The organism is Lacticaseibacillus sharpeae JCM 1186 = DSM 20505 (assembly GCF_001436225.1).
GTDB classification, from domain to species: domain Bacteria; phylum Bacillota; class Bacilli; order Lactobacillales; family Lactobacillaceae; genus Lacticaseibacillus; species Lacticaseibacillus sharpeae.
This window is the reverse complement of sequence record NZ_AYYO01000010.1, coordinates 43,214-65,678: the sequence shown is the minus strand read 5'-3', so window position 1 is coordinate 65,678 and position 22,465 is coordinate 43,214. Positions and strand designations below refer to the sequence as shown.

Genomic DNA, 22,465 nt, shown 5'->3' with positions numbered 1-22,465 from the left:
TCCCTTCCTTCCAAACAAAAAAGTTGAGCCAAGGCTCAACTTTTCTGCAATTAATGTGCTTTAGGTTTAGTCCTTAGCGGCGTCCTTGAGTGCGTCACCGAGAATGTCACCAAGAGAGAAGCCGGAGTCATCCTGCTGGTATTCAGCTGGGATCTGGGTGTGGCTTCCTTCGTTGCGACGGCCGCGGCCGCCACGGTTGTTGTTGCTGTTGTTCCGACGAGGCTGGTCGTTGTTGTTGTCGTTGCTACCAGCAGGTGCTTCAGTGAGCGCCTTGATGGAAAGCTGCAGACGGTGTGCGGATGGGTCAACAGAAAGGACCTTAACCTGCACTTCTTGACCTTCAGACAGAACTTCCTGAGGTGTGCCGATGTGTTCGTGTGAAATCTGGGAAATGTGAACCAGACCTTCAACACCTGGGAATACTTCGACGAATGCACCAAAGTTGGTCAGGCGACGAACGGTACCGGTAAGTACGGAACCTTCAGCAGCCTTGTCTTCGATGTCATCCCAAGGTTCTGGGAGAGCAGCCTTGATGGAAAGGCTAATGCGGTTCTTCTCTTCATCGAGATTGAGAACCTTAACCTTAACTTCCTGGCCAACCTTCAGAACGTCGCTTGGCTTGTCAACACGGTCGAAGGAAATCTGGGAAACGTGGACAAGACCGTCTACGCCACCAAGGTCAACGAACGCACCAAAGTTGGTGAGACGTGCAACCTTACCTTCAAGAACGTCACCAACAGCGAGCTTAGCGAAGATTTCCTTGCGGGCTTCAGCCTTGCTTGCTTCGATAACTGCACGGTGGGAAAGGATGAGACGGTTTTCCGTAGCATCGATTTCCACAATCTTGAATTCGAGTTCCTGACCCTTGTACTGGTTCAGGTCTTCAACGAAGTGGTCTGCAACCATGGATGCAGGTACGAATCCACGGACGCCGGCGTTAACAACCAAACCACCCTTAACTACGGAAGTTACAGGTGCGGTAATGGTGTTACCAGCTTCGTATTCCTTCTGGATGTCTGCCCATACCTTCTGGGCTTCCAGACGGCGCTTGGAAAGCAGGTACTGCCCGTTTTCCTTATCCTTACCAATCGTGCTAATAACCACGAGCTCGAGTTCGTCACCGATCTTAGCTTCCGTGTGAATATCATCGACTGGCTGAGTACTTAATTCCTTAAGTGGCACAACCCCTTCAACACCGGTGCCTTCGATGCCGACTGTCAGCTGCTTGTCCTCGATTGCAAGAACCTCTGCCTTGACCACGTCACCGACTTTAACCGTGCTGACGCTGTTCAGAGCGTCTGCCATTGTTTCTGGGTTTACGCTGTTTTCACTCATGCCAAAAAATCCTCCTTAACGACTATCATCAAATGCTAGTATACCCGAAATTCAACTGAAATACCACTGCTTGAGCGAAATAGTTTTAACGTTCGCGTTCTGCGTGCAGTGCCATAATTTTTGCGACCACTTCATCGATGGTCATGCTCGTCGTGTCGAGCAAGATGGCATCGTCTGCCTGCCGCAATGGTGAAGTTGCGCGCGTGGAATCCTTGTGGTCCCGCGCCGCGATCTCTTCCTCAAGCGTCGCGATTGAAACGTCGATGCCCTTTTCCTTGTTATCCAAGAACCGCCGGCGTGCACGCTCAGCCACACTGGCAACCATGAACACCTTGAGTTCGGCATGCGGCAACACGGTGGTCCCGATATCACGGCCATCCATCACGATGTTGCCCTCCGCGGCGATATCGCGCTGGCGCTGGGTCAAATCCGTGCGCACTGCCGGAATCGCGGACACGGCGGACACGTTGTTCGTGACGTCTTCTTGGCGAATCGCCAGGGAAACATCCTCGCCGTTCATGTAGACCAATTGGCCATCAGCAGTCGGCACAAACTTCAATTCAAGCTGTGGCAGCAGTGCCGTCACTTTGACCGCGTCGTCAGGGGCCACGTTGCTCCTGAGCGCCATCAGTGTCACCGTCCGGTACATCGCGCCCGTGTCACAGTATACGTAACCGAGCTTTTTGGCCACTAACTTGGCAATGGTACTCTTGCCGGCACTTGCCGGGCCATCAATTGCAATCTGCATTATAACCTCCAAGTATCTATCAGTGCGCATGTTTTTGCACACAATTAAGGGCAGGAGATTATCCCGCCCCATTCGTTACTATTTTAACAGGATTACTACTTGACCTTCAATACCTGGCCAGGCGTAATCGAGATGCTACTGCCCATCCCGTTCAGCTGCTGGATCTCGCTGAGCGTCATCCCGTGGTTCGCGGCAATCCGGTACAGGTTGTCGCCAGCCTTAACGGTGTAGGTGCCAGTGGCAGCAGCGCTAGAAGATGTGCTGCTGGCAGAAGACGCCTTGGATTCACTGCTTGCAGAGGATGCTTCCTGCTTGCTGGATGCGGTTGACGAAGTGTCATCCGTGACGCTGGAAGAAGAAGCTTCCTTGCTCGATGAACTGGCCTTGGAGCTGGCGGAACTGCTGGAAGCTTTTTTCGATGAGCTCGTCTTCGTGGTGACGGAGATGCGCGTTGGGTCACTACCCGCGTTCTTCATCTTCTCGTTGATGGCCTTCCACAAAATCGGAATCATCATTACCAAAACGAGCACCACAACCAGGGTGGTGGTTAGAATGGTATTCCCCCGCGTATGCTTGCGTTTTTGTACACGTGAAAAGCTACCGTCATCGTCACGGTCGTCTTCAAACTGTTTATTCCAGGGCTCTTCAGATGGCTGCTGGATTTTTTTGGCGTTGTCTTTATCTGTTGGTCGCTTTGGCACAACAATGCCTCCCTATTTTGTCTGGATTCATTGTAGCACATGGAACCGCCACAACCAGCGTTAGTTCATAAAAATCTGTTTAAAAACGTTCCGCCATCCATTAATTTCGTTATCTTTTACCGGCGTAATGCCCTGTTCAAGCCGCGCATTTGCAGAAATCACACCACAACAATTTTCATCATGAGCGCGCGCAGAACTATCGAAGGCCGTCATGAGCGCGTTCCGGAAGCAGCCCTTTGTGTGTAAATAGTCAATCACTGCCGCCACCCCCTGCGCGCGGGTAGCTAGGCGGTCCGTCAGCAACTTTTCGACCTGATTTTGACGAAACCCAAGTCGGACATAACTAGCAATCAGTTCTAGCTGCGCATCAGTGGTGTGCGCATACGCCTGCGGATTCTTGTACACGGCACTAATCACCTCGGCAGTGGGCAAAACGGCGGCAAACTCGCTGGCCCGCTGCACGTCATTTAGTGTATAGAGCAACGCGGTGTAAGCCGGCAAGCCATCGCGCCCGGCGCGGCCAATCGCCTGGAAGTACTCGGTTAACGTCTGGGGCACGCCCAAATAGAGCACCAGGCGGATATCCGGCTTATCCACGCCCATGCCAAACGCGCTGGTCGCACACATGACGTCGATTTGCCCAGTCAAGAATTGGCGCTCACGCATCGTCCGCGCGTGGCTATCAAGCTCGGCGTGGTAATAGGTGGCATGGCGTGGCAGGTGCGCATTAATCTTAGTCGCCAGCGTCTCTGCCAGCTTGCGGGTTGGACAGTAGACAACCGCCGCCCCCTGCAGCTGCTGGAGCAAATGCAGTGTCCGTTCCGTCACGTCACTTTGCGTCAGCTGCTGCTCCACGCCGATGAACAGATTCGGGCGATCAACGCTCTGCGCAACCACCACCGGATTTTGCAGACGCAATTGCGTAATGATGTCCGCACGTACCGGGGCCGCGGCGGTGGCTGTCAGGGCCAGCACGCTCACCGGCTGAATGCGGGCACGCAGGGTGCCTAACTGCAGGTACGCGGGGCGAAAATCTGGGCCCCACTGGTAAATGCAGTGGGCCTCATCAACTACCAATAACTGCACAGTCGTTGCGCGTAACGCTGCCTGCACGTCTGGACGCTGCAGCATTTCGGGTGCGATGAACACAAAATCAAACGTGCCCAATTGCGCCAGGATTTGCGCCGTATCTTCTGGTGCGAGGGTTGAATTGATGGCAACCACACGCCGAGCCCCCAGACTCTGGAGCCGCAGCACCTGATCGCGCATGAGCGCCAGCAAGGGCTCAACCACTACCACTAGGCCGGGATTAATTAGTGCCGGCAGCTGGTAACACAGCGTTTTACCCCCACCCGTTGGCAAGACGCCGAGCACATCCCGGCCGGCCAGCACGCCATTAATGATTTCTTCCTGGCCGGGGCGCAGTGTTTTCAGCCCTAGTTTAGCCAGCGCCGCCTCAATTTGTTGCGTCACTACTCACACCCCCTTGCGCAGTTGCCAAATTTGGAAAATCCGCACCGGCACGAAGTCACTCTCCGGAACCGCGGCGAGCAATTCCTTGTAGGACCGTTGTCCCTGCGCCCACGCCCGCTGCAGCGTGGCAATTTGGTCCGCAGTTAAAAATAGTGCCGGCGTCAGTGGGCGCACCAAAATCGCGTAAACCTGCACGTACTCGTTCACCGTGCTGAGCTTCCGCCGCATCATTCTGGCAATGTCTGCCAGCGCCACGTGCCGCTCAACTTGGGCCACGCAGGCAAGCGTGTTGGCGCTGACCAGCGCACGCGGACCGCCCCACAATGCGGTCAGCAGTGGATACGTATCTGGCTGCGGGGCAATGATTGCCGCTAACGCCGAAATCGCCGCCAGATTCTGCAGCGCCGTGAACTGACCGTCCTGCCCGTTGTAGTCGTGACCCACGAGCTGGGCCGCTAGCTGGTCGGCAGTGGCGCCGGGCAACTGACCAAATGCCGTCGTCAATTCAGCAGCAACTGCCGGCAAATCCGCATGCACCTGTGCGTACCAGGCACGCACCCAGCGCTGCACCTGCCAGTCACTGGTAACGGGAACGTAGCGGTTGTTTCCGGCAAGAGCTTCAGACACCACCTGCACACCAAGAAACAGCCGGTCACCAAAAATCGGCGCGTTGCTGGCGTACTGGTACTGCTGCGGCAGCGGGTTGCGCGCCGTTGCGGCTGCTTGGGCGGCAATTCCGGCACTAGTCAGCGCCACGTTGCTGGCATCGCCGGTCATGAACCCGCGTTTGATGAAGCCATCAATCACCGTCATAAAATCGCTCCGGGTGCAGTTAGGCAACAATTTGCGCCACTGCAAAATATCATATTCGAGCGCAGCAAAAAGTACTGACGCGGTGGTCTTCCCGCGCAGCAAGCTCCACACGCTGACTGGGCGCCTGGGTGTTTTGGCGAATAATTGAATGATAATGTCTGGCAGCACGGCGCACCTCACAAAAAAATGGCTTAATCTACACGCGAGATAAATCCTCTACATATAGATTAAGCCATTTAGGCCCAAAAGCCCCGAAATTTTTTGCAAAAGTTTTTGGCTAGGTTATGCCTGCCGCGTTGCTGCGTGTTTCGCCAGCCAATAATTCATCGCCTTGGCCACCGCCAAGAAAACGACGGTCAGGACAACGCCCTTGATTAGGTTGAACGGCACCACGCCGATGAGCACATAGCGCAACGTGCTCATACCGAGGTGGAAGTTCATCACGGCCATGTACATCGGCATGATTAGCACCAGGTTCAGTAGCGACATGATGATGGTCAGCGTAACCGTTCCGGCAATCAGCCCCCCGAGCGCCTTTTTCCAGCTGTAGCCATTCTTGATGGCCAGCGCCAGCGGCAACATCAACCCAACACTGGCAAAGAACGCGGCTGAATCGCCAACCAGGTTCACCAGACCAGCTCCCGTTAAGACAAAATGCAACAGACTCCGCACGAGTGCCGTACCGATTGCCCCTTGGACGCCGTAAAGCAGCAAGGCCATCAGCACCACTAAGTCGGACAAATCCAACTTCAAAAACGGAAACGCCATGAGTACTGGGACCTCGAACAGCATCAGTACGTACCCAATCGCGCCAAGGACTGCCATCCCGACAGTCCGGTGTAGCTTAGAATTACGCATAACAAATTCCTCCAGGTGGTTCGCCCTGGAATGGACATTGAAGTGCAGCACAAAGCAAAAATAAAACCCGTCACCAAAAAACAGGGTGACGGGTAGTTTAATTGCATTGCAAATACAAATAAGCCCCATCTTCTTCCATCTAGACTATACTATCGGTCCCGGAGTTACACCGGGTCAACCGCAAATGCGGGTAGCGGACTTTACCGCCGGTCGGGAATTGCACCCTGCCCTGAAGACGAACCATTTATTTATTTTTTGTAAGTAAATTACTTACACATCCAATATATCAGCAATCACGTATTCACGCAACTACTTCTCAGCCAACTTCCGCAATTCAACGATTTCGGTGTGGGTCAGCTTCCGGTAGTCCCCGGGCTGCAGACCGGTCAACTCGAGCGGCCCGATGGCTTCACGCGCGAGCTTCTGGACCGGGAACCCCACGGCCTTCAGCATCTTCTTGACTTGGTGGTTCAATCCCTGGTGGATGACCAGTTCCACAATCGAGGTCTGCTTCGCGCGGTCGCGACTGAGCACGCGTGCGTGCGCTGGCGCCAGTTTGCGGCCCTCAATGGTGATGCCGTCGCGCAGTGGCCGCAGCTGGGCCCCAGTTGGCAGCCCGTTAACCTTGGCCACGTAACGCTTGTCGATGTTGAACTTCGGGTGCATCAGCATGTTCGCGAAGTCCCCGTCGTTGGTCATAATTAACGCGCCGGACGTATCGTAGTCGAGGCGTCCCACTGGGTAGAGCCGTTCCCGCACTTCAGGGAAGAAGTCGGTGACGGTCCGCCGATCCTTGTTATCTGTCACCGCAGTAATCACGCTGCGGGGCTTGTAGAACAGGAAGTACTGCTTCTTCTGCTTGGCCAGCGGCACCCCGTCCACGGCAACCTCGTCGTGGCTCGTGACCTTCGTGCCCAATTCGCGCACAACCACCCCGTTGACGGTGACCTGCCCGGCGGTAATCATTTCTTCCGCGTGCCGGCGTGATGCAACCCCGGCGGCCGCGATTACCTTCTGTAAACGTTCTTCATTCATCTTTATTCTCCGTTTCCCCAGAATCCGTAAATAACGGTTCCTGGCTAAACAAGTCTTCCGGGTCCGCCGGTGCGGTGCCAGTTTCTGGCAGTGGGGGCAAGTCACTCAGGTGCTTCAGACCGAAGTAATCCAAAAATTCGGGCGTGGTGGCGTACATAATTGGCCGCCCAGGGGCATCAAGGCGCCCAGCTTCCCCAACCAATTGGCGGGTCACCAGCGTCTGCAGGGAACCGGAACTTTGGACCCCACGAATTTCATCGATTTCAATGCGCGTCACCGGCTGCTTATAGGCAATGATGGCGAGCACTTCTAGCGCCGCCTGGGACAGCCCCGTTGCTGGTGGTCCCTGGAAATACTGGCGCAGCGTCGCGGCAGTCTCCGGTTTGGTCAACAGGTAGTATTTTTCCCCCGCGAGCCGGCAACAGAGGCCAGAATCCGCATCCGCTGTCAGCTTCGCGATGAAGGCATCCATCTGCTGGCGCATGGCTGCAACACTGAGCCCCAGAATCTGCGCGAGATTAACTAAATCAACCCCATCTTCACCCGCGGCGTACAATATCGCCTCAATCTTTGCAAACATGGTTTCACTCCCGTCTAGGCAGTCGCAACTGCTGTGTTCAAGTACACGATAATTGGTGCGTGCAAATCTTCTTGCTCACAGACAATCGCATCGGCCTTCATTAATTCCAAAATGGCGAGGAACGTCGTCACCACATCGGCAACTGTCGGTGCACTCACCAGGTCGATGAATGGGCACTGGCCATGCAGCGCGAGCGTCTGTTTAATCCCGTCAATGCGCTCCTCTAGGGACACGCTGTCGGTCTCAATGCGTCGTACCACTTGCTGAGTCGACGCAATCCGGCGCAGCACCGCGTTCATGGCGTTGGTCAAATCCCGCAGTTTCACCGCCCCTGGTGCCAGCGGGGCAACCACATCGTCAGGCGGCAACGACGCGGGTTTCGCGTACAACGCCGCCCGCTTTTTTTCCAAGTCCCGCATTTCGCCCGCAGCCTCTTGGTACACCTGGTAATTCAGCAGCTGCGCCACCAGATCCGCACGCGGGTCGTCAGGCTCGTCCATGCCTTCGTCCAGCTCGGGCTCTGGTAGCAACATCCGGCTCTTCATGGCCATGAGGCTAGCGGCCATAACAAAATAATCGCCGGCAACATCGAGCGCCCGCTCTTGCATCGCGTGCAAGTATGCGAGGTACTGCTCAGTGATCCGGGCGATTGGGATATCATAAATGTCGACTTTGTTCTCTTTAATCAGGTGCCACAGAAGGTCAAGTGGGCCGGAGAACTCATCTAGCACGAGTGTTAAGGCCATCGCTACCCCTTCTTCGCTTCTTCCCAGCGCATAATCACTGGAGTAATCGCAATCGAACCCATAATCTTGCTCGGCGCAACCTTGGCACTTAGCTCATCGAGCACCGCGGCGTAATCGGCATCAGTCCGGTTAGACGGCGCCATGTCGAGATGCCGCACCAGCACGAAGTCCGGGCCGGTTTCAATCCCCACGATGCCGCTGAAATTACACTTAATGTCGGCCTCTTCCTTGTACAGATAAAGGGCGTGCCCCTCATCGTTAATGTACAGGTCCAGTTCCGTTTTCAGATTCGCGAGGTCCTTTAAATCGGGTTCAAAAGACAAGAAACCCATCGCGATTTTTTGATAGTCTCGCTTATATCTTACTAGCACTAATATCACCTACTTAAAACAAACTTTACCATATCCGGCCGGCCGCAACAACGTCCAAGCAGTTACCCGTGCGGATGGGTCTTGTGGTACACCTCGGCCACATGTTCGTTGGACAGGTGCGTGTACAGCTGGGTCGTCGAGATATCGGCGTGCCCCAGAATCTCCTGCACCACGCGCAGATCTGCCCCATTTTCGAGCAGACGCGTGGCAAATGAGTGCCGCAACGTGTGCGGCGTCACATCCTTAGTGATCCCCACCGCCGAAATGTAGGCTTTGAGGTTCTTCCAGATGCCTTGCCGGGTTAGCTCGTGCCCGTGAAAGTTCACGAACACATTCTCCGGGCCGCGGCCCCGCACCAGGCGGGAGCGCCCGTCCTGGAGGTAGCGGTCAACCCAACTAGATGCCTGCTCACTAACGGGGACGAGACGTTCCTTGTCCCCCTTACCAATGACCTGAATCAGGTGCAACTGCAAATGCAACTGGCTTAGCTGCAGATTAACCACTTCGGACACCCGCATCCCGGTCGCATACATCAGCTCGAAGATTGCCCGGTCGCGCAGGCCGAGGGGCTTAGCAATATTCGGTGCCGCCAGCAGTTGGTCGATTTCAGCAATCGTCAGCGTGGTCGGCAGGTGGCGGGCGGGCTTGGGCGCATCGATGAGTTCCATCGGGTTCGCGCTAATCACACCTTGGCGGAGCAAAAAGCGGTAGAACTTGCGCAGCGCGGACTGCTCCCGCGCCATACTCGTTGCGGCGAGTTCGGTGGCTTCATGGTCGAAGAATGCCGCCAAGGTTTCCCGGTCTTGTGGCACTGCCTGTAGATGTTCTTCCTGCAGCCAGTGGGCAAAGCGGGTCAAATCCCGCGCATAACTATCCTGCGTGGTCTGCGCCAGTCCCCGTTCGGCATCCAGGTAGTGCACGAAATCTTGAATTAAATCGTCCACTAAATGCCTCCACTCTAGTCCTGCTTATCAACCAACTCGATGTAGCCGTCATGCAGCGTAATCTTGCGTGCCTTCAGCAAATGCCCCACGGCCCGCTTGAATGCGCCCTTGCTGATGTCCAGCATCTTCTTGATGTCATCGGGGCTGGACTTGTCGGTCAAGGTGAGTTTGCCATCACGGCTGTGTTCAAGGACAGCAAGCACCATGCCGGCGTCATCGTCAATTGCTTCAAAAGCACGTGGCTTCAGGGAAATGTTCAATCCCCCATCATCGCGGACGCCAATCACGCGGCCGTGGACAACCTGGCCCAGACGTGGTTCAACGTCGCGTTCACTTGGGTGAATGAAGCCGAGCTGGTGTGCTTCGGTGAAGACAAAAGTCCCCACAATCTTGTTGCGGTACACCGTTGCGGTGACATCTTGATTCAGCATATCAGCCCGGGCACGCCGTGAAAGCTGGCTAATGATACTGCCGTCCGCAATCACCGCCCACATCCGGTCCTTCTTATCGATGGACAACTTAACCATCAGTTGGTCCCCGCGCTGCGGCCACAGGTAGGTTTCAAGGGGCAGCTGGTCCAAACTAACCGCGATATCCTTATCGGGCAAACCTGCGTCCACGAACACCCCAAGTTCCCGGCGCGTCGCAACCACTTCACAGTAGGCGTATTGCGATTCGCTGATCTTTGGCTTCTTGGTCGTCATGCGTGGGTGGTGGTGTTCATCCTCGTACGCAAAACCAGTCACGTCAGCCCCGACAGCCGGCAACTTTGCGTCAAACTCGCTGGCAGCCACTGGCATCGTAATCCCAGCATACTGGACAAATACCGTATCGTCGTTCTTATCCGAGACCTTACCGGTAACGAACTGACCGTTAAATTCCATGTGTGTGTATCCTCCACTATCTTTGCGCCCTTGGGCACGCGTAAACAATTAGCATGGCGGGTGTCACACTGCAACACCCGCCATTTATCCTTTATACATTCTACTAACAAACAACCGGCATAGCAAATATTTTCCCCTTGCCGGCACCAGCAGAAAACGCGGGCACAAAAAAAGCGGGACATAAATGTCCCGCCTTTTTTAACAAAGCTCGGTTAAATCTTAGAGGGCGTTAGTAGCACCCTTGTAGATGATACCGCGACGTGAGTCAACGGTGATAACCTGGCCATCGCTGATAACGGTCGTTGCGTTTTCAGCACCGACAACAACAGGGATACCCATTGCGATACCAACAACAGCAGCGTGGCTGGTAAGGCCACCGGCTTCAACAACAACGGCTGCAGCCTTTTCGATAGCAGGCAGGTAGTCCTTGTCCGTGGTCTTAACAACCAGGACGTCACCCTTCTGCATCTTAGCAACAGCTTCACCGGCGGTAGCTGCAACAACAGCCTTACCAACGGTGGTCTGGTCGCCGACACCGGAACCGGAAGTCAGCTTGGAGCCGATCATCTGCACCTTCATAACGTTGGTCGTGCCGGTTTCGCCGACAGGAACACCAGCGGTGATGAGGATGAGGTCGCCTTCTTCAGCAAAGCCAAGGTCAGTAGCGGTCTTGGTTGCAAGTTCGAACATGTCGTCAGTTGAACCTGGCTTGTCAGCAACAACAGGGTAAACACCCCAGTTGATCATGAGGCCGCGACGAGTAATGTCATCGAAGGTAATTGCAAGGATGTCAGCCTTTGGACGGTACTTGCTAATCATACGGGCAGTGTAACCGGAGTTGGTAGCAGCAACGATGGTCTTAACGCCAAGGTTACGTGCAGTGTGTGCAACTGCCTGGCCAACAGATTCCGTAACGGACTGGTTAGCGTAGTTCTTCAGGGCAAATGCATCCTGGTCGGTCATAGCCTTTTCGGTGTATTCGTCAATGCGAGCCATAGCTGCAACGGATTCTACAGGGTATTCACCGTTAGCAGATTCACCGGAAAGCATGGTAGCGTCGGTACCGTCGAATACGGCGTTAGCAACGTCGTTAACTTCAGCACGGGTAGGACGTGGGTTTTCCTGCATGGAGTCAAGCATCTGGGTAGCAGTGATAACTGGCTTGCCCAGAGCGTTGCACTTGCGGATAAGGGACTTCTGAACGAGTGGTACGTGTTCAAAAGGAATTTCAACACCCATGTCACCACGAGCAACCATCAGACCATCAGAAACCTTCATGATGTCGTCGATGTTGTCGATACCTTCCTGAGATTCAATCTTAGGGAAGATCTGAACGTATTCAGCGTGCTTTTCTTCGAGCAGTTCGCGGATGTCAAGGACGTCCTGAGGCTTACGTACGAAGGAAGCAGCAATGAAGTTGATACCGTTGTCCAGACCGAAACGAATGTCATCAGCATCCTTTTCAGTGATACCAGGCAGGTTGATAGCAACACCAGGTGCGTTAACACCCTTACGGCCACCAAGGATACCATCGTTCTGAACGGTAGTAACGAGTTCGCGGTTAGCTTCGTCCTTTTCGGTGATCAGGCAGTCAAACAGACCGTCATCGAAGAGTACGTGGCCACCAACGTGAGTGTCATCGTAGAGACCTGGGTAGGTAACAGCAATCTTGTCCTTGGTCCCCTTGAGAGATGCATCCATGGAAATACGAACAACGTCGCCGGTGTGGAATTCAATCTTACCAGTTGGGGTGTCCTGGACGGTTGTCCGGATTTCGGCACCCTTCGTGTCAAGCATGATACCAACGGTCTTACCGGTGATCTTTTCAGCTTCGTGAACCATGTTCATACGTGACAAGTGTTCTTCGTGGTCACCGTGTGAGAAGTTAAAACGGAAAACATTTGCACCAGCCTCAATCAACTTAACGATGATGTCGGTAGTGTTACTTGCAGGTCCAAGTGTGCTGACGATCTTGGTCTTTTTCATGAAAGAAAACGCTCCTTTGAAATAATGTTTTTATAAAACAGTAGAACCCAATTTAAAAAGTCGGTTAGAACGCAAGGTCCTTAGCAACCTTGTAGAGATCCATGTCGGCTTCGTGCTTGGAATCAAACAGGTCGAGCATGTTGTGCTGAACCAGCTTGTTGTTCTGAATCCCGATGGCAACCCCACCCTTGTCCTGCATCAGCAGTTCAACGGCGTAGACACCCATCCGGGAAGCAAGCACACGGTCAAACGCGGTAGGAACACCACCACGCTGAACGTGACCGAGAGTGGTTGCACGGAGCTGGAAGTCGCCGTAAGGTTCGAGCTTCTTGGCGAATTCAGCAGCGGACATCACACCTTCAGCCAAAACGATGATGGCGTGCTTCTGGCCACGTGCCCGGCTGCTCTTCAGCTTTGCGGCAACTTCAGCAACGTCAAAGTCCTTTTCAGGAATAATAACGTCTTCAGCTGCGCTTGCAACAGCAGCCCACATTGCGATGTCACCGGCGTTGCGGCCCATGACTTCAACGACGAAGGTCCGTTCGTGACTAGCAGCGGTGTCGCGCAGCTTGTCCATTGCGTCAACCGCAGTGTTCAAAGCCGTGTCGAAACCGATGGTAAAGTCGGTGAATGGAATATCGTTATCAATTGTGCCTGGAAGACCAACAGCGTTGAAGCCGTGTTCGTTCAGACGCAGGGCGCCATGGTAAGAACCATCGCCACCGATAACAATAATTGCGTCGATGCCAAACTTCTTCAGCTGTTCAATCCCCTTAAGCTGAACGGGTTCTTCAGCAAATTCAGGGAAACGAGCTGAGTAGAGGATTGTGCCCCCACGGTTGATAATGTCATCAGCCGTCCGGGAGTCAATCTTGAAGATGTCACCAGCCAGAAGGCCAGCAAAACCGTAGTTGATACCGTATGCTTCGAGGCCTTCGTGTTCGGCCTTACGCGTTACGGCACGAACCGCGGCGTTCATGCCAGGGGCATCCCCGCCGCTGGTCATAATACCAATGCGTTTCATTGTTTCACCTCACGTGATTACTCGTGGATATCTCTTTCGTTCCACACAAATGTTAGCTTAACACTTTTCAGAAATAAAGTCGCCCTTATTTACCACATTTCTAATGGCTTCCTCACTCAATCGCAGGCTTCCGAATTGCGACTGCGTTTTCACCAATCATTGTCCGTAAAATTCCCAGCACATCAGCACTCGCATTCACGGCATACCGTCGATCAAGGAGAACCGACTTTCCCCCGCTGGTGACGTAGACGCGGGTGCTGCCGTGGTTGCGCATTAGGACGCGGAGGACTTCTTTTTTCATATTTACATCTGTTTTCATTCCCAGATTCAGAAATAATAGTGCGGGCAAGGTGGCCACGACTGCCGACGCTGGGCGCACCGACTCCGCAATCATTCGGGGCTCATCATTCGTGCTATTACGGTCAGGCCGGACCCGCATCAGGTACACCGTTCCGGTCTGCAATGCGCCACTTTGGAGATATTGTTGCGGGAATAACGTCACTTCACCGGTCGCGGACTCATCCTGAACGGTCAAAAAGGCCATCTTGGTCCCCTTCTTGGTCATTATAACGTGCATATCCGTCAGTACGACCAGCACGTCACCGCTGCGCCCACTTGCAAGCGGCCCGATGTTGAAGAAACCATTCAGAATGGCAAAGCGGGTCACTGGATGCCCGTGCACATAAAAGCCCAACTGCGCGGCAGTCTGCGCGTCTAACTCGCTATTACTCAGTGGCGGGACGGCGCTCTTGGTGATGGCCAGGGCGATATCCATCCCCGTGGCGTTAGCACCAGCGAACTTGACCCCCTCGATGATCTTTTGCAAATCTGCGGCTAGCTCCGCCCGATTCACAGCTACATGGTCAAAAGCGCCGGCCAGCACCAGCGGCATGATGGCGTCAGTGGTGCGCATCTTGGGGTCCAGCCGCAACAAGAACTCTTGCACCGACTGCACCGGCTCCCGGTTCGCCCGACCCGCAACAATCGCATTAATCAAATCTCGGCGCACACCCTTAATGGCGCTCAGGCCCACCTGAATCTGACCTTTAACCAAACGGTACCCACTGGTAGACAGATTAATATCAGGCGGCAAAATCGTGACTCCAGCCTGCTTGGCTTCGTTCACAAACACCTGTGTCTTGGCCTTGTTGCCCAAGGAATCATTGAGTTGCACGGCAAAAAATGCGGCGGGATAGTGCTGCTTGATGTACGCGAGCCAAAATGCCAGCATCCCGTATGCTACCGCGTGACTGCGATTAAACCCATACCCCGCGAAGTTTTCGATGTCCCCGTAGATGGTTTCGGCATCCGCGGCACTGACACCGCGTTTCTGGGCGCCCGCGACAAATTCTGCCCGCCCCGCATCAATCACGGATTGCTTCTTCTTGCTCATCGCGCGGCGCAGGTCATCCGCGGCGGCCAGGCTCATGCCGCCGACACTACTTGCAACCTGCATCACCTGCTCTTGGTAAACAATGATTCCGTACGTCGACGCAAGAATTGGCGCCAGCAGTGGCGTTAGGTAGGTCACCGGCTGACGTCCGTGCATGCGCGCCGCGAACTCGTCGATGTACTGCATGGGCCCGGGCCGGTACAGCGCTGCGGTCGCCACCACGTCTTCAAAGCTAAGCGGGTGCACTTTGCGCAGCACACTGCGCATCGGGCGGCTTTCGAACTGGAACACGCCTGTGGTTTTGCCGGCCGCAAATAGTGCGAGCGTCGGCTGGTCATCCAGGGGAATCCGGGCCAAGTCGAAGTCGGCGGCAAACTGTTGGCGGACAAAGGCCTGCATCCGCACCAACATGCCGAGATTCCGCAAGCCCAAGACGTCAATCTTGAGCAAACCAAGCTGTTCGACATACTCCTTGGTCACCTGGGTCTGAATGCCGATGCCGACCCCGCTGCGTTGCAGGGCCACCACGTCGAGCATTGGCGGGGCAGATAACACAATCCCCGCCGCGTGCGTCGTAATCGTGCGGGGCAAACCGACCACCTTCGCGGCCACGCGCAACACGTGGGCCACCTGCTGGTCGTCCCGCACCATATCCCGCAGCCGCTGATTCTGCTGCAGGGCCGCCGCAATACTGCTGGCCGCGCCCGGAATCTCCGGTGCGAGCGCGTCAATCGCGTAACTGGCCATCCCCAGCACCTTGGCTACATCACGCACTGCGCGCCGTGGCCCAAACGTGCTGGTCGCCATAATCTGCGCCGTGTGCCCGCGACCGTAGCGCTGCTGAATGTATTCGAGTACCTCACCGCGCCGGTCATCTTGCACGTCGATATCAATGTCGGGCATTTGGCCCCGGTTCGGGTTCAAAAAACGTTCAAACAACAATCCGTATTCCAGGGGGTCAACCGCAGTGATGCCCAGGCTATACGCAACTAGTGACCCCGCCGCAGAACCACGGCCAGGACCGGTCATAATCCCCTGCGCATTGGCCGCCTTGATGACGTCCTGCACAATCAGGAAATAATCGGCAAAACCCATCTGCTCAATCACCTGCAACTCGTAGCGCAAACGTTGCTGGTAATCATCTGGCACCGCCCCATCGAACTTGGCCGCCAAGCCAGTTTGGGCCAGCTGCGTCAGGTACTGCACGGTTGTTGCTCCGGCCGGCACCGGAAATGCGGGCAGCTCGGGGGCTTGCACCGTCAGCGCCACCGAGCAGCGAGCCGTTAGTGCGGCGTTCCCCGCCAGCGCGGGGGCCAAACCAGCAGCCTGCAAGACTCCCGTTACCAGGTCACAATTCGGCAAGGTGTAGTCCGTCGCATCTTCGGCCACCTGGGTTAACCGCACGTCCTGGGCGATTGCCGCGAGCACCCGCCGCGTTTCGTCATCATCTGCCGCAATCTCGCGCACATCCCCCAGCGCAACGGGCGTCCAGTCATGCAGTTGGGCAAAAGCAAGCAAATCCGCGTTGGGCTGCACTCCAGGCACGCCAATATTAATGCTTGCAGGCTGCTTGGCGGCCAACTGCTGCACGGCATTGGCCGCTGCGTTCCCGTCTCCGGCCGCAAATGCGTGGTACATCTGTCCGCGTTCGGTCGTAATCACTGCCAAGCCGGTGAATTCGGGCAACTCAGCCAGGGTTAGGTGGTCGAACTGGACCGCACTACTGATTTTCTGCAACTGCTGATAACCAGTTAGGTTTTCTGCAATTAACACCACGTTGTCATCTGGGAGTGCCAGCTGCATCCCGAGCAGCGGTTTAATGCCCGCCTGAATCGCGGCATGATAAAAAGGCACGAGGTTATAAACGACGTTGACATCCGTCAGCGCCAGCGCCTCGTAGCCGTTATTCTTGGCCGCCGTCACTAAATCAGCCACCCGCGTTGGGCTGGCCAGCAACGTCGCACTTGATATTACCCGTAATTGTGTCAAGCTCATCGCGTTCCACCTCACTAAACATTATAGCATGCAGTCTTCGGCCCCCGACGCACAGATTTGCCCCCGGTGGCCGCAGATATATCCCAAAAGCAACCCACGTCTGGTTGCGAAAACGTTAACTTAATCGTTGTTCATTTGCATTGCCGAAAATCCGTGGTAAGATTGCTGAGAAGTGGAAAAATCCCACAATAGTTTCATGCACAGCACCCTAATTCGGCACTGCTGCGAAGAAAGGACGATTCACATGCGCTACGTAGTTACACTTTTTTGGGGCATTATCTTGGGTCAGCTCACCGGCTTCCTTGCCGGCGCGCTGCTCCAGAACAGCTACGATCCTAAGATGTCGCTCATTTTCAGCGTGATCTTCTGCCTCATCTTGTTCGTAATCCCACCAATTCTCGATCACTTCGACGCTGAAACCAAGTAACTAGCTAGTCACTAGTTGCGCCGAAAACTTTAAAGCTTACAAAAAAATCTTTCACGTGTATGCGTGAAAGATTTTTTTGTGCTCCATTTTACTTGGTCAGGTAAATGTACAGCTTCGTAGTTGAGAACCCAACGTCGAACTTGACCCCATTGCTCTTAATGGTCTTCATCGTCGTCTGGGAATCGTTCTGGTCCTTCACGGCTTTGGCGAACTTCTTCATGACCGTCTTGGCGTTGGCCCCGGCAGCATTCCCCAGCAGTGCAAGTGTCGTGCCGAACTCTTTGGCCTGCTGCTTGTTCTTCATCGCCTTAACGGGAACAATGAGCGCAAACCCAACGACTTTGTTGTCCGCAACGTTCGCGCGAATCACCGCGTTCTTGTTGCTTAACACTTCGGTAATTCCCGTTTTGGCCGTCGCATCAAGCTGCTTATCCTTCGTGGCTGCAGTTGCTTTAGCAAATTCGGCCTTCAGTTCCTTGGCCTTGGTTGCCAGCGCCATCTGCTGAACGGGGGTCATCTGCGCAATCTGGGCCTTGGTTGGCTGCTTAGCCGTCATGGCCTTCTGCACGGATGCTGGCAACGCGCTGCCGATAACAGCCTGGTTGTACTTGGTGGCAACAGCCTTGTAGTTACCCAGCGTCTTCCCCGCCTTAATCTTCACCGTCGCAGTCTTGTCGACCACCTTGAGCTGCACGTTTTGCTGCTTGTCGGTCACGGGGATGGTGATGGCGAAGGTGCCGCCGTTGATTTTGCTCTTCTTAGTCGTGCCGTTAATCTTGTAACTAATCTTGTCACTCCCACTAGCATCGCCCTTGACGACGGCAACGAGGCCGCTTTGCTTGTAAGTGGTCTTCGTGGTGGTGAGCTTGTTGCCACATGCGGTCAAGGTCAGCAGTACCCCGAGCCCCATCATGGCGGTAAATAGTTTCTTCATTTCAATATCCATCCTTCAATTTCGCGCCAACACTGGCACATTCATAGTCTGTGCCCAAGTCTAACGCCCCATCTGTGCCCGCGCAAGCAAAAAGCGACTCAGTGTCACATTTTTAACTTTTCGCTACTTTTTCTCGGGTTTTGCGGGTACAGTCAGCTTCGTCATCGTTTCAACAAGCAACTTCTGGATGACCGCATTGATGGACAGGTTCACCATCGCGCTCTGCACCTTAGTCGTGTCCCCACGGGAGATGCCACTAATGACCACTTCCCCGCGAAAATCGGAGCACGCCTTCTGAATCGCACTGGCAAAGGCCAAAATAAAGGCATCATAGGCCTGGTGCGATTCCCGGTTCAGCAGCTGGTACTTAATGCCGCTCGCAATCGTGTCCAGATTGAACACGGACTTCAGGATGGCCACCACGATGATGTTGGCGAGCTGGCTCCGGGAATACTTCTTCTTGGTTGGCGCCTTGATAATCCCCTTCTTAACGTAATTGTTCACCATGGTCGGCGTGAGTTCGTCCAAGCCGGCGGGAATAATTATTTCGTTGGCGAACTGCACCACTTGATCCATGTACAGGTCGAACTGGGGCAAATCGGACCACCGGGGCCAACTAATGGTCGCTAACCGCGTGAGATACTGATCAAACCGTTCTTCTTCATCCATGATTGAACCTCCTGCTGTTCTTGTTGCCTTCATTATAGCAGACTAGCTAGTTTTTAAAACCACATCATCAGGTGTTAAAGTGACACGCAGCCAAAAAAAGAACACCCCAAACGAATTTGAGGTGTTACCTTTTTTAATTAAGCGTTAGCGTCTGACTTGGTGTCAACAACCTGTTCGCCCTTGTAAAAACCTTTAGGGGAAACGTGGTGGGATACGCGGTATTCGCCGGTGGTAGCATCAAAGTGCAAGTTAGGCACATTAAGCTTGATGTGTCCACGACGCATGCGCTTCTTGGTCTTTGAAGTTCTACGTGCAGGAACTGCCATGTTTATTAACTCCTTTATTACTCGGATTTCCTTTTAACTATACAGGACTTTTGAAAAAATGCAAGGCAAATCCGTGTAAACACGCGGATTAAAGCATTTTTTGCGTGAAACTCACGCCACCCAACTACTGTTCCGTTGCAGTTGTATTATTGGCCTGCGCTTCAAATGATAACGTGTTTGAGGCGTCAACGTCAACCGTTACCGTGCTGTTTGGCAAAATTGTTCCCGCAATAATTTCTTTTGCCAGTGGCGTTTCGACTTTTTCGGTGATTAACCGCTGCAGTGGCCGGGCGCCGTATGTCGGCTGGTAACCCTCTGTTGCCAGCTTGTCGAGGGCCGGATCACTGAATTTGAGCGTAATCTGTTGTTCCTGCAATCTTGATTGCAGACCGGCGACATCCTTGACCACAATCTGGCGAATATCGGACTGCTTGAGCGGGTTGAAAGTGACGATGTCGTCAATCCGGTTGAGGAATTCTGGCTTGAAGTGACTGTGCACGAGAGCCAGCACCTTGTCCTTAGTCGCCTGCGTAATCTGGCCGTCTTCCATCCCGTCGAGCAGCAACTCGCTCCCCAGGTTGGAGGTCATAATGATAATCGTGTTCTTAAAGTCCACGGTGCGCCCCTGACCATCCGTCAAGCGGCCGTCATCCAGCACCTGCAGCAGAATATTGAACACATCCGGGTGCGCTTTTTCCACTTCATCCAGCAGCACAATCGTGTACGGATTGCGGCGCACGGCCTCGGTGAGCTGTCCGCCCTCTTCGTAACCGACATACCCTGGTGCCGCCCCAACTAAGCGGGACACGCTGTATTTTTCCATGTACTCCGACATGTCGATCCGCACCATGTGTTTTTCGGAATCAAAGAGGTTCTCCGCCAGCGCCTTCGCCAGCTCCGTTTTCCCGACCCCAGTGGGGCCGAGGAACATGAAGCTACCAAGTGGCCGGCTCGGGTCCTGGAGGCCCGCACGCGAGCGCAGAACGGCATCACTGACTGCCTGGACCGCTTCATCCTGCCCAATGACCCGTTTGTGCAGGTTATCGCTCAGGTGGAGCAGCTTTTCACGGTCGCCCTCAACCAGCTTGGCCACCGGAATCCCGGTTTGCCGGCTAATAACCTGCGCGATTTCTTCTGGCGTCACTGATTCCTGAACTAACCAGGTGTCCGGCCGGTCCTGCTGTTCCAAATCAGTCAGTTCGTGTTCCAACTGCGGAATTGTGCCGTGCTGCAGGCGGGCCGCCGTTTCGAGATCGTACTTAGACTGTGCGTCAGCGAGTTGCTGCTTGGCTTTTTCGATTTCGGACTTCTTGTCGTTTAACGCGTTGATGTCCTTCTTCTCGGCCTGCCACTGCGCCTTCAGCCGGTTGACCTCTTCCTTGACGTCCGCCAGTTCACTTTGGGTCGTCTTGAGGCGCGCCGCACTAGCCGCATCGGTTTCTTGCTTCAGGGCCTGCTCCTCGATTTCGAGCTGCATCTGCTTCCGTTCGGCCACATCCAGTTCGGTTGGGCGCGAATTCATCTCAACGTTGATGTTGGCACTAGCCTCGTCGACCAAGTCAATCGCCTTGTCGGGCAAGAAACGGTCGGTGATGTAACGGTTGGCTAACGTTGCCGCGGACACTAGCGCCGCGTCGTGAATGCGGACGCCGTGGTAAATTTCGAACCGTTCCTTGAGGCCGCGCAAAATACTGATGGTGGCTTCCACGCTTGGTTCTTGAACCAGCACCTTTTGGAACCGGCGCTCCAGGGCCTTGTCCTTTTCGATGTTCTCGCGGTATTCATCCAGCGTCGTGGCCCCAATCAGGTGCAATTCCCCGCGGGCCAGCATTGGCTTGAGCAGGTTGCCGGCATCCATGGACCCCTCAGTCTTCCCGGCGCCCACAATCGTGTGGATTTCGTCGATGAAGAGTAAAATCTGGCCTTCACTCTTCTTGACTTCATTGAGCACGGACTTCAGGCGCTCTTCGAACTCACCACGGTACTTCGCTCCCGCAATGAGGCCCCCCATATCGAGGCTGATGATGGTCTTGTCCTTGAGGTTGTCCGGCACGTCCTGGCGCACGATACGTTGGGCCAAGCCTTCAACAATCGCGGTTTTCCCGACCCCTGGTTCCCCGATGAGCACGGGGTTGTTCTTGGTCTTGCGGCTCAGAATGCGAATTACATTGCGGATTTCTTCGTCCCGACCGATGATTGGATCCATCTTGCCCGAGCGCGCTTCGGCAACCAGGTCTGTCCCGTACTTCTTGAGCGCCTGGTACTGGTTTTCCGCCGTCTGGCTCGTCACGTGCTGGCCGCCACGAATGCCGTCAATGACCTTCCGTAGTTGCTTCTCGTCCGCCCCGTTTTTGGTCAAAAATTCGGCGATGGGGTTGTACTGCTGGCGCATGAGGGCCAGCACCAACGTATCGGTCGCGATAAACTGGTCCTGTAATTCCGCCCGCACCTTGTCGGCATCCTGGAACAGTTGGTACAGGTTACGGCCCATGTTCTGGCCCCAGTTGGCGACGCCTTCGACCACACTAATCTTGTCCAGTTCCGCATCAATGACGTGATTGAGCTGCGGCAGGTTAATCCCCGACTCCGTGTAGATCTGGGCAGTCAATTCATTCGGCTGCACCAAGGTCCGCCACAAGTGCGGAATGTCGATGTCTTGGTGGTGCCGCGTTTGGGCAATCTGCTGCGCACCGTTCAGTGCTTCGGTAACTGCCTGAGTTAATTTATCTGGATTCATACATTCGTCCTCCTCAAAATCACGAACTGTGGCGCCTGGTGCGCCCATTTACAATGCAAATTATACCAACTTGCATTTGGTCAGTAAAGGTCAAATGGTTAAGTTTCACTCAAAGTTCGGCGCCGGTTGCAGTGCAGCCAAAAAAGAGACCACGCCAAGCGCAGTCTCTCCTTCAGTTGTTTATTTGTCTTCATCCGCAGGGGTTTCAATGACCTGCTTGGCCTTCTTCGGCTGATTGCGCAGGCGGTTAACTTCTTCCTGCAAGCGCGCGGTCGTCTTGCGTGCCGCCGCAATGCTGGACGCTGACAGCAGGAGGGTAATCAAGGCCCCAAGCAGCAGGCTGCCCACAATCACGATAATCAGCGGCCACTGGAAATGCGCCATTAGCGCGTTAACTACGACCGGCTGGCTATTTTGGAGGGCAAAAATCACCACAAGGAGCACAAGCACGAGAATGAGCACAAATCGACGTTGATTTTTCATTTC

21 protein-coding genes and 1 riboswitch are annotated in these 22,465 nt (G+C 54.6%); of the genes, 1 reads left to right on the top strand and 20 read right to left on the bottom strand.

Annotated features, from left to right (window positions below; all coding sequences use genetic code 11):
- Positions 1-66: 66 nt before the first annotated feature.
- From rpsA to FC18_RS02825, 15 genes are all read right to left on the bottom strand, one after another.
- On the bottom strand, positions 67-1,335 hold the full coding sequence (gene rpsA / locus FC18_RS02895; RefSeq protein ID WP_054676076.1) for a 30S ribosomal protein S1: 1,269 nt from the start codon (positions 1,333-1,335) through the stop codon (positions 67-69).
- An 85-nt stretch (positions 1,336-1,420) separates the two neighbouring features.
- Entirely contained in the window at positions 1,421-2,083 is a 663-nt protein-coding gene (cmk, locus tag FC18_RS02890) for a (d)CMP kinase (protein ID WP_056975418.1), read from the bottom strand.
- A 95-nt stretch (positions 2,084-2,178) separates the two neighbouring features.
- Positions 2,179-2,784: a LysM peptidoglycan-binding domain-containing protein gene (locus FC18_RS02885; RefSeq protein ID WP_054676070.1), complete on the bottom strand. Its 606-nt coding sequence runs from the start codon at positions 2,782-2,784 to the stop codon at positions 2,179-2,181.
- Between the two features lie 60 nt (positions 2,785-2,844).
- Positions 2,845-4,257: a RecQ family ATP-dependent DNA helicase gene (locus FC18_RS02880; protein ID WP_056975417.1), complete on the bottom strand. Its 1,413-nt coding sequence runs from the start codon at positions 4,255-4,257 to the stop codon at positions 2,845-2,847.
- Between the two features lie 3 nt (positions 4,258-4,260).
- Entirely contained in the window at positions 4,261-5,070 is an 810-nt protein-coding gene (locus tag FC18_RS02875; RefSeq protein ID WP_156660856.1) for a YpbB family protein, read from the bottom strand.
- A gap of 282 nt (positions 5,071-5,352) precedes the next feature.
- Entirely contained in the window at positions 5,353-5,928 is a 576-nt protein-coding gene (locus tag FC18_RS02870; RefSeq protein ID WP_054676062.1) for an ECF transporter S component, read from the bottom strand.
- Positions 5,929-6,051: 123 nt separating this feature from the next.
- A riboswitch (FMN riboswitch) is annotated at positions 6,052-6,169 on the bottom strand.
- A 68-nt stretch (positions 6,170-6,237) separates the two neighbouring features.
- The gene (locus FC18_RS02865) at positions 6,238-6,963 is read right to left on the bottom strand and encodes a pseudouridine synthase (protein ID WP_054676060.1); all 726 of its coding nucleotides are present in this window, start codon (positions 6,961-6,963) and stop codon (positions 6,238-6,240) included.
- Positions 6,956-7,543, bottom strand: a complete 588-nt coding sequence (scpB, locus tag FC18_RS02860) for an SMC-Scp complex subunit ScpB (protein ID WP_054676057.1) — start codon at positions 7,541-7,543, stop codon at positions 6,956-6,958. Before scpB ends, FC18_RS02865 begins: the two co-directional genes overlap by 8 nt.
- Before the next feature lie 14 nt (positions 7,544-7,557).
- On the bottom strand, positions 7,558-8,289 hold the full coding sequence (locus tag FC18_RS02855) for a segregation and condensation protein A (RefSeq protein WP_054676054.1): 732 nt from the start codon (positions 8,287-8,289) through the stop codon (positions 7,558-7,560).
- Positions 8,290-8,291: 2 nt separating this feature from the next.
- Entirely contained in the window at positions 8,292-8,660 is a 369-nt protein-coding gene (locus FC18_RS02850; protein WP_225353613.1) for an N-acetyltransferase, read from the bottom strand.
- Positions 8,661-8,722: 62 nt separating this feature from the next.
- On the bottom strand, positions 8,723-9,604 hold the full coding sequence (gene xerD / locus FC18_RS02845) for a site-specific tyrosine recombinase XerD (RefSeq protein WP_054676051.1): 882 nt from the start codon (positions 9,602-9,604) through the stop codon (positions 8,723-8,725).
- 14 nt (positions 9,605-9,618) lie between these two features.
- The gene (locus tag FC18_RS02840) at positions 9,619-10,488 is read right to left on the bottom strand and encodes a S1-like domain-containing RNA-binding protein (RefSeq protein WP_056975415.1); all 870 of its coding nucleotides are present in this window, start codon (positions 10,486-10,488) and stop codon (positions 9,619-9,621) included.
- Positions 10,489-10,707: 219 nt separating this feature from the next.
- Positions 10,708-12,474: a pyruvate kinase gene (gene pyk / locus FC18_RS02835; RefSeq protein ID WP_054676048.1), complete on the bottom strand. Its 1,767-nt coding sequence runs from the start codon at positions 12,472-12,474 to the stop codon at positions 10,708-10,710.
- Positions 12,475-12,538: 64 nt separating this feature from the next.
- Positions 12,539-13,498: a 6-phosphofructokinase gene (gene pfkA / locus FC18_RS02830; protein ID WP_054676045.1), complete on the bottom strand. Its 960-nt coding sequence runs from the start codon at positions 13,496-13,498 to the stop codon at positions 12,539-12,541.
- Positions 13,499-13,610: 112 nt separating this feature from the next.
- Positions 13,611-16,886 (bottom strand): DNA polymerase III subunit alpha, encoded by a 3,276-nt coding sequence (locus FC18_RS02825; protein ID WP_056975414.1) that lies wholly within the window; start codon positions 16,884-16,886, stop codon positions 13,611-13,613.
- A 244-nt stretch (positions 16,887-17,130) separates the two neighbouring features.
- Between FC18_RS02825 and FC18_RS02820 the strand changes: the two genes are divergently transcribed.
- Positions 17,131-17,313 (top strand): YjzD family protein, encoded by a 183-nt coding sequence (locus FC18_RS02820; RefSeq protein WP_054676036.1) that lies wholly within the window; start codon positions 17,131-17,133, stop codon positions 17,311-17,313.
- A gap of 88 nt (positions 17,314-17,401) precedes the next feature.
- Here the strand turns inward: FC18_RS02820 and FC18_RS02815 are convergent, their stop codons facing one another.
- From FC18_RS02815 to FC18_RS02795, 5 genes are all read right to left on the bottom strand, one after another.
- The gene (locus FC18_RS02815; protein WP_054676035.1) at positions 17,402-18,247 is read right to left on the bottom strand and encodes a hypothetical protein; all 846 of its coding nucleotides are present in this window, start codon (positions 18,245-18,247) and stop codon (positions 17,402-17,404) included.
- 123 nt (positions 18,248-18,370) lie between these two features.
- On the bottom strand, positions 18,371-18,916 hold the full coding sequence (locus FC18_RS02810; RefSeq protein ID WP_054676033.1) for a DUF1836 domain-containing protein: 546 nt from the start codon (positions 18,914-18,916) through the stop codon (positions 18,371-18,373).
- Positions 18,917-19,053: 137 nt separating this feature from the next.
- A complete protein-coding gene (rpmF, locus tag FC18_RS02805) occupies positions 19,054-19,242 on the bottom strand; it encodes a 50S ribosomal protein L32 (protein WP_054676030.1) in 189 nt (62 codons plus the stop codon).
- Between the two features lie 124 nt (positions 19,243-19,366).
- A complete protein-coding gene (gene clpB / locus FC18_RS02800) occupies positions 19,367-21,979 on the bottom strand; it encodes an ATP-dependent chaperone ClpB (RefSeq protein WP_056975413.1) in 2,613 nt (870 codons plus the stop codon).
- A 180-nt stretch (positions 21,980-22,159) separates the two neighbouring features.
- The gene (locus tag FC18_RS02795; RefSeq protein WP_056975412.1) at positions 22,160-22,462 is read right to left on the bottom strand and encodes a lipopolysaccharide assembly protein LapA domain-containing protein; all 303 of its coding nucleotides are present in this window, start codon (positions 22,460-22,462) and stop codon (positions 22,160-22,162) included.
- Positions 22,463-22,465 lie beyond the last annotated feature (3 nt).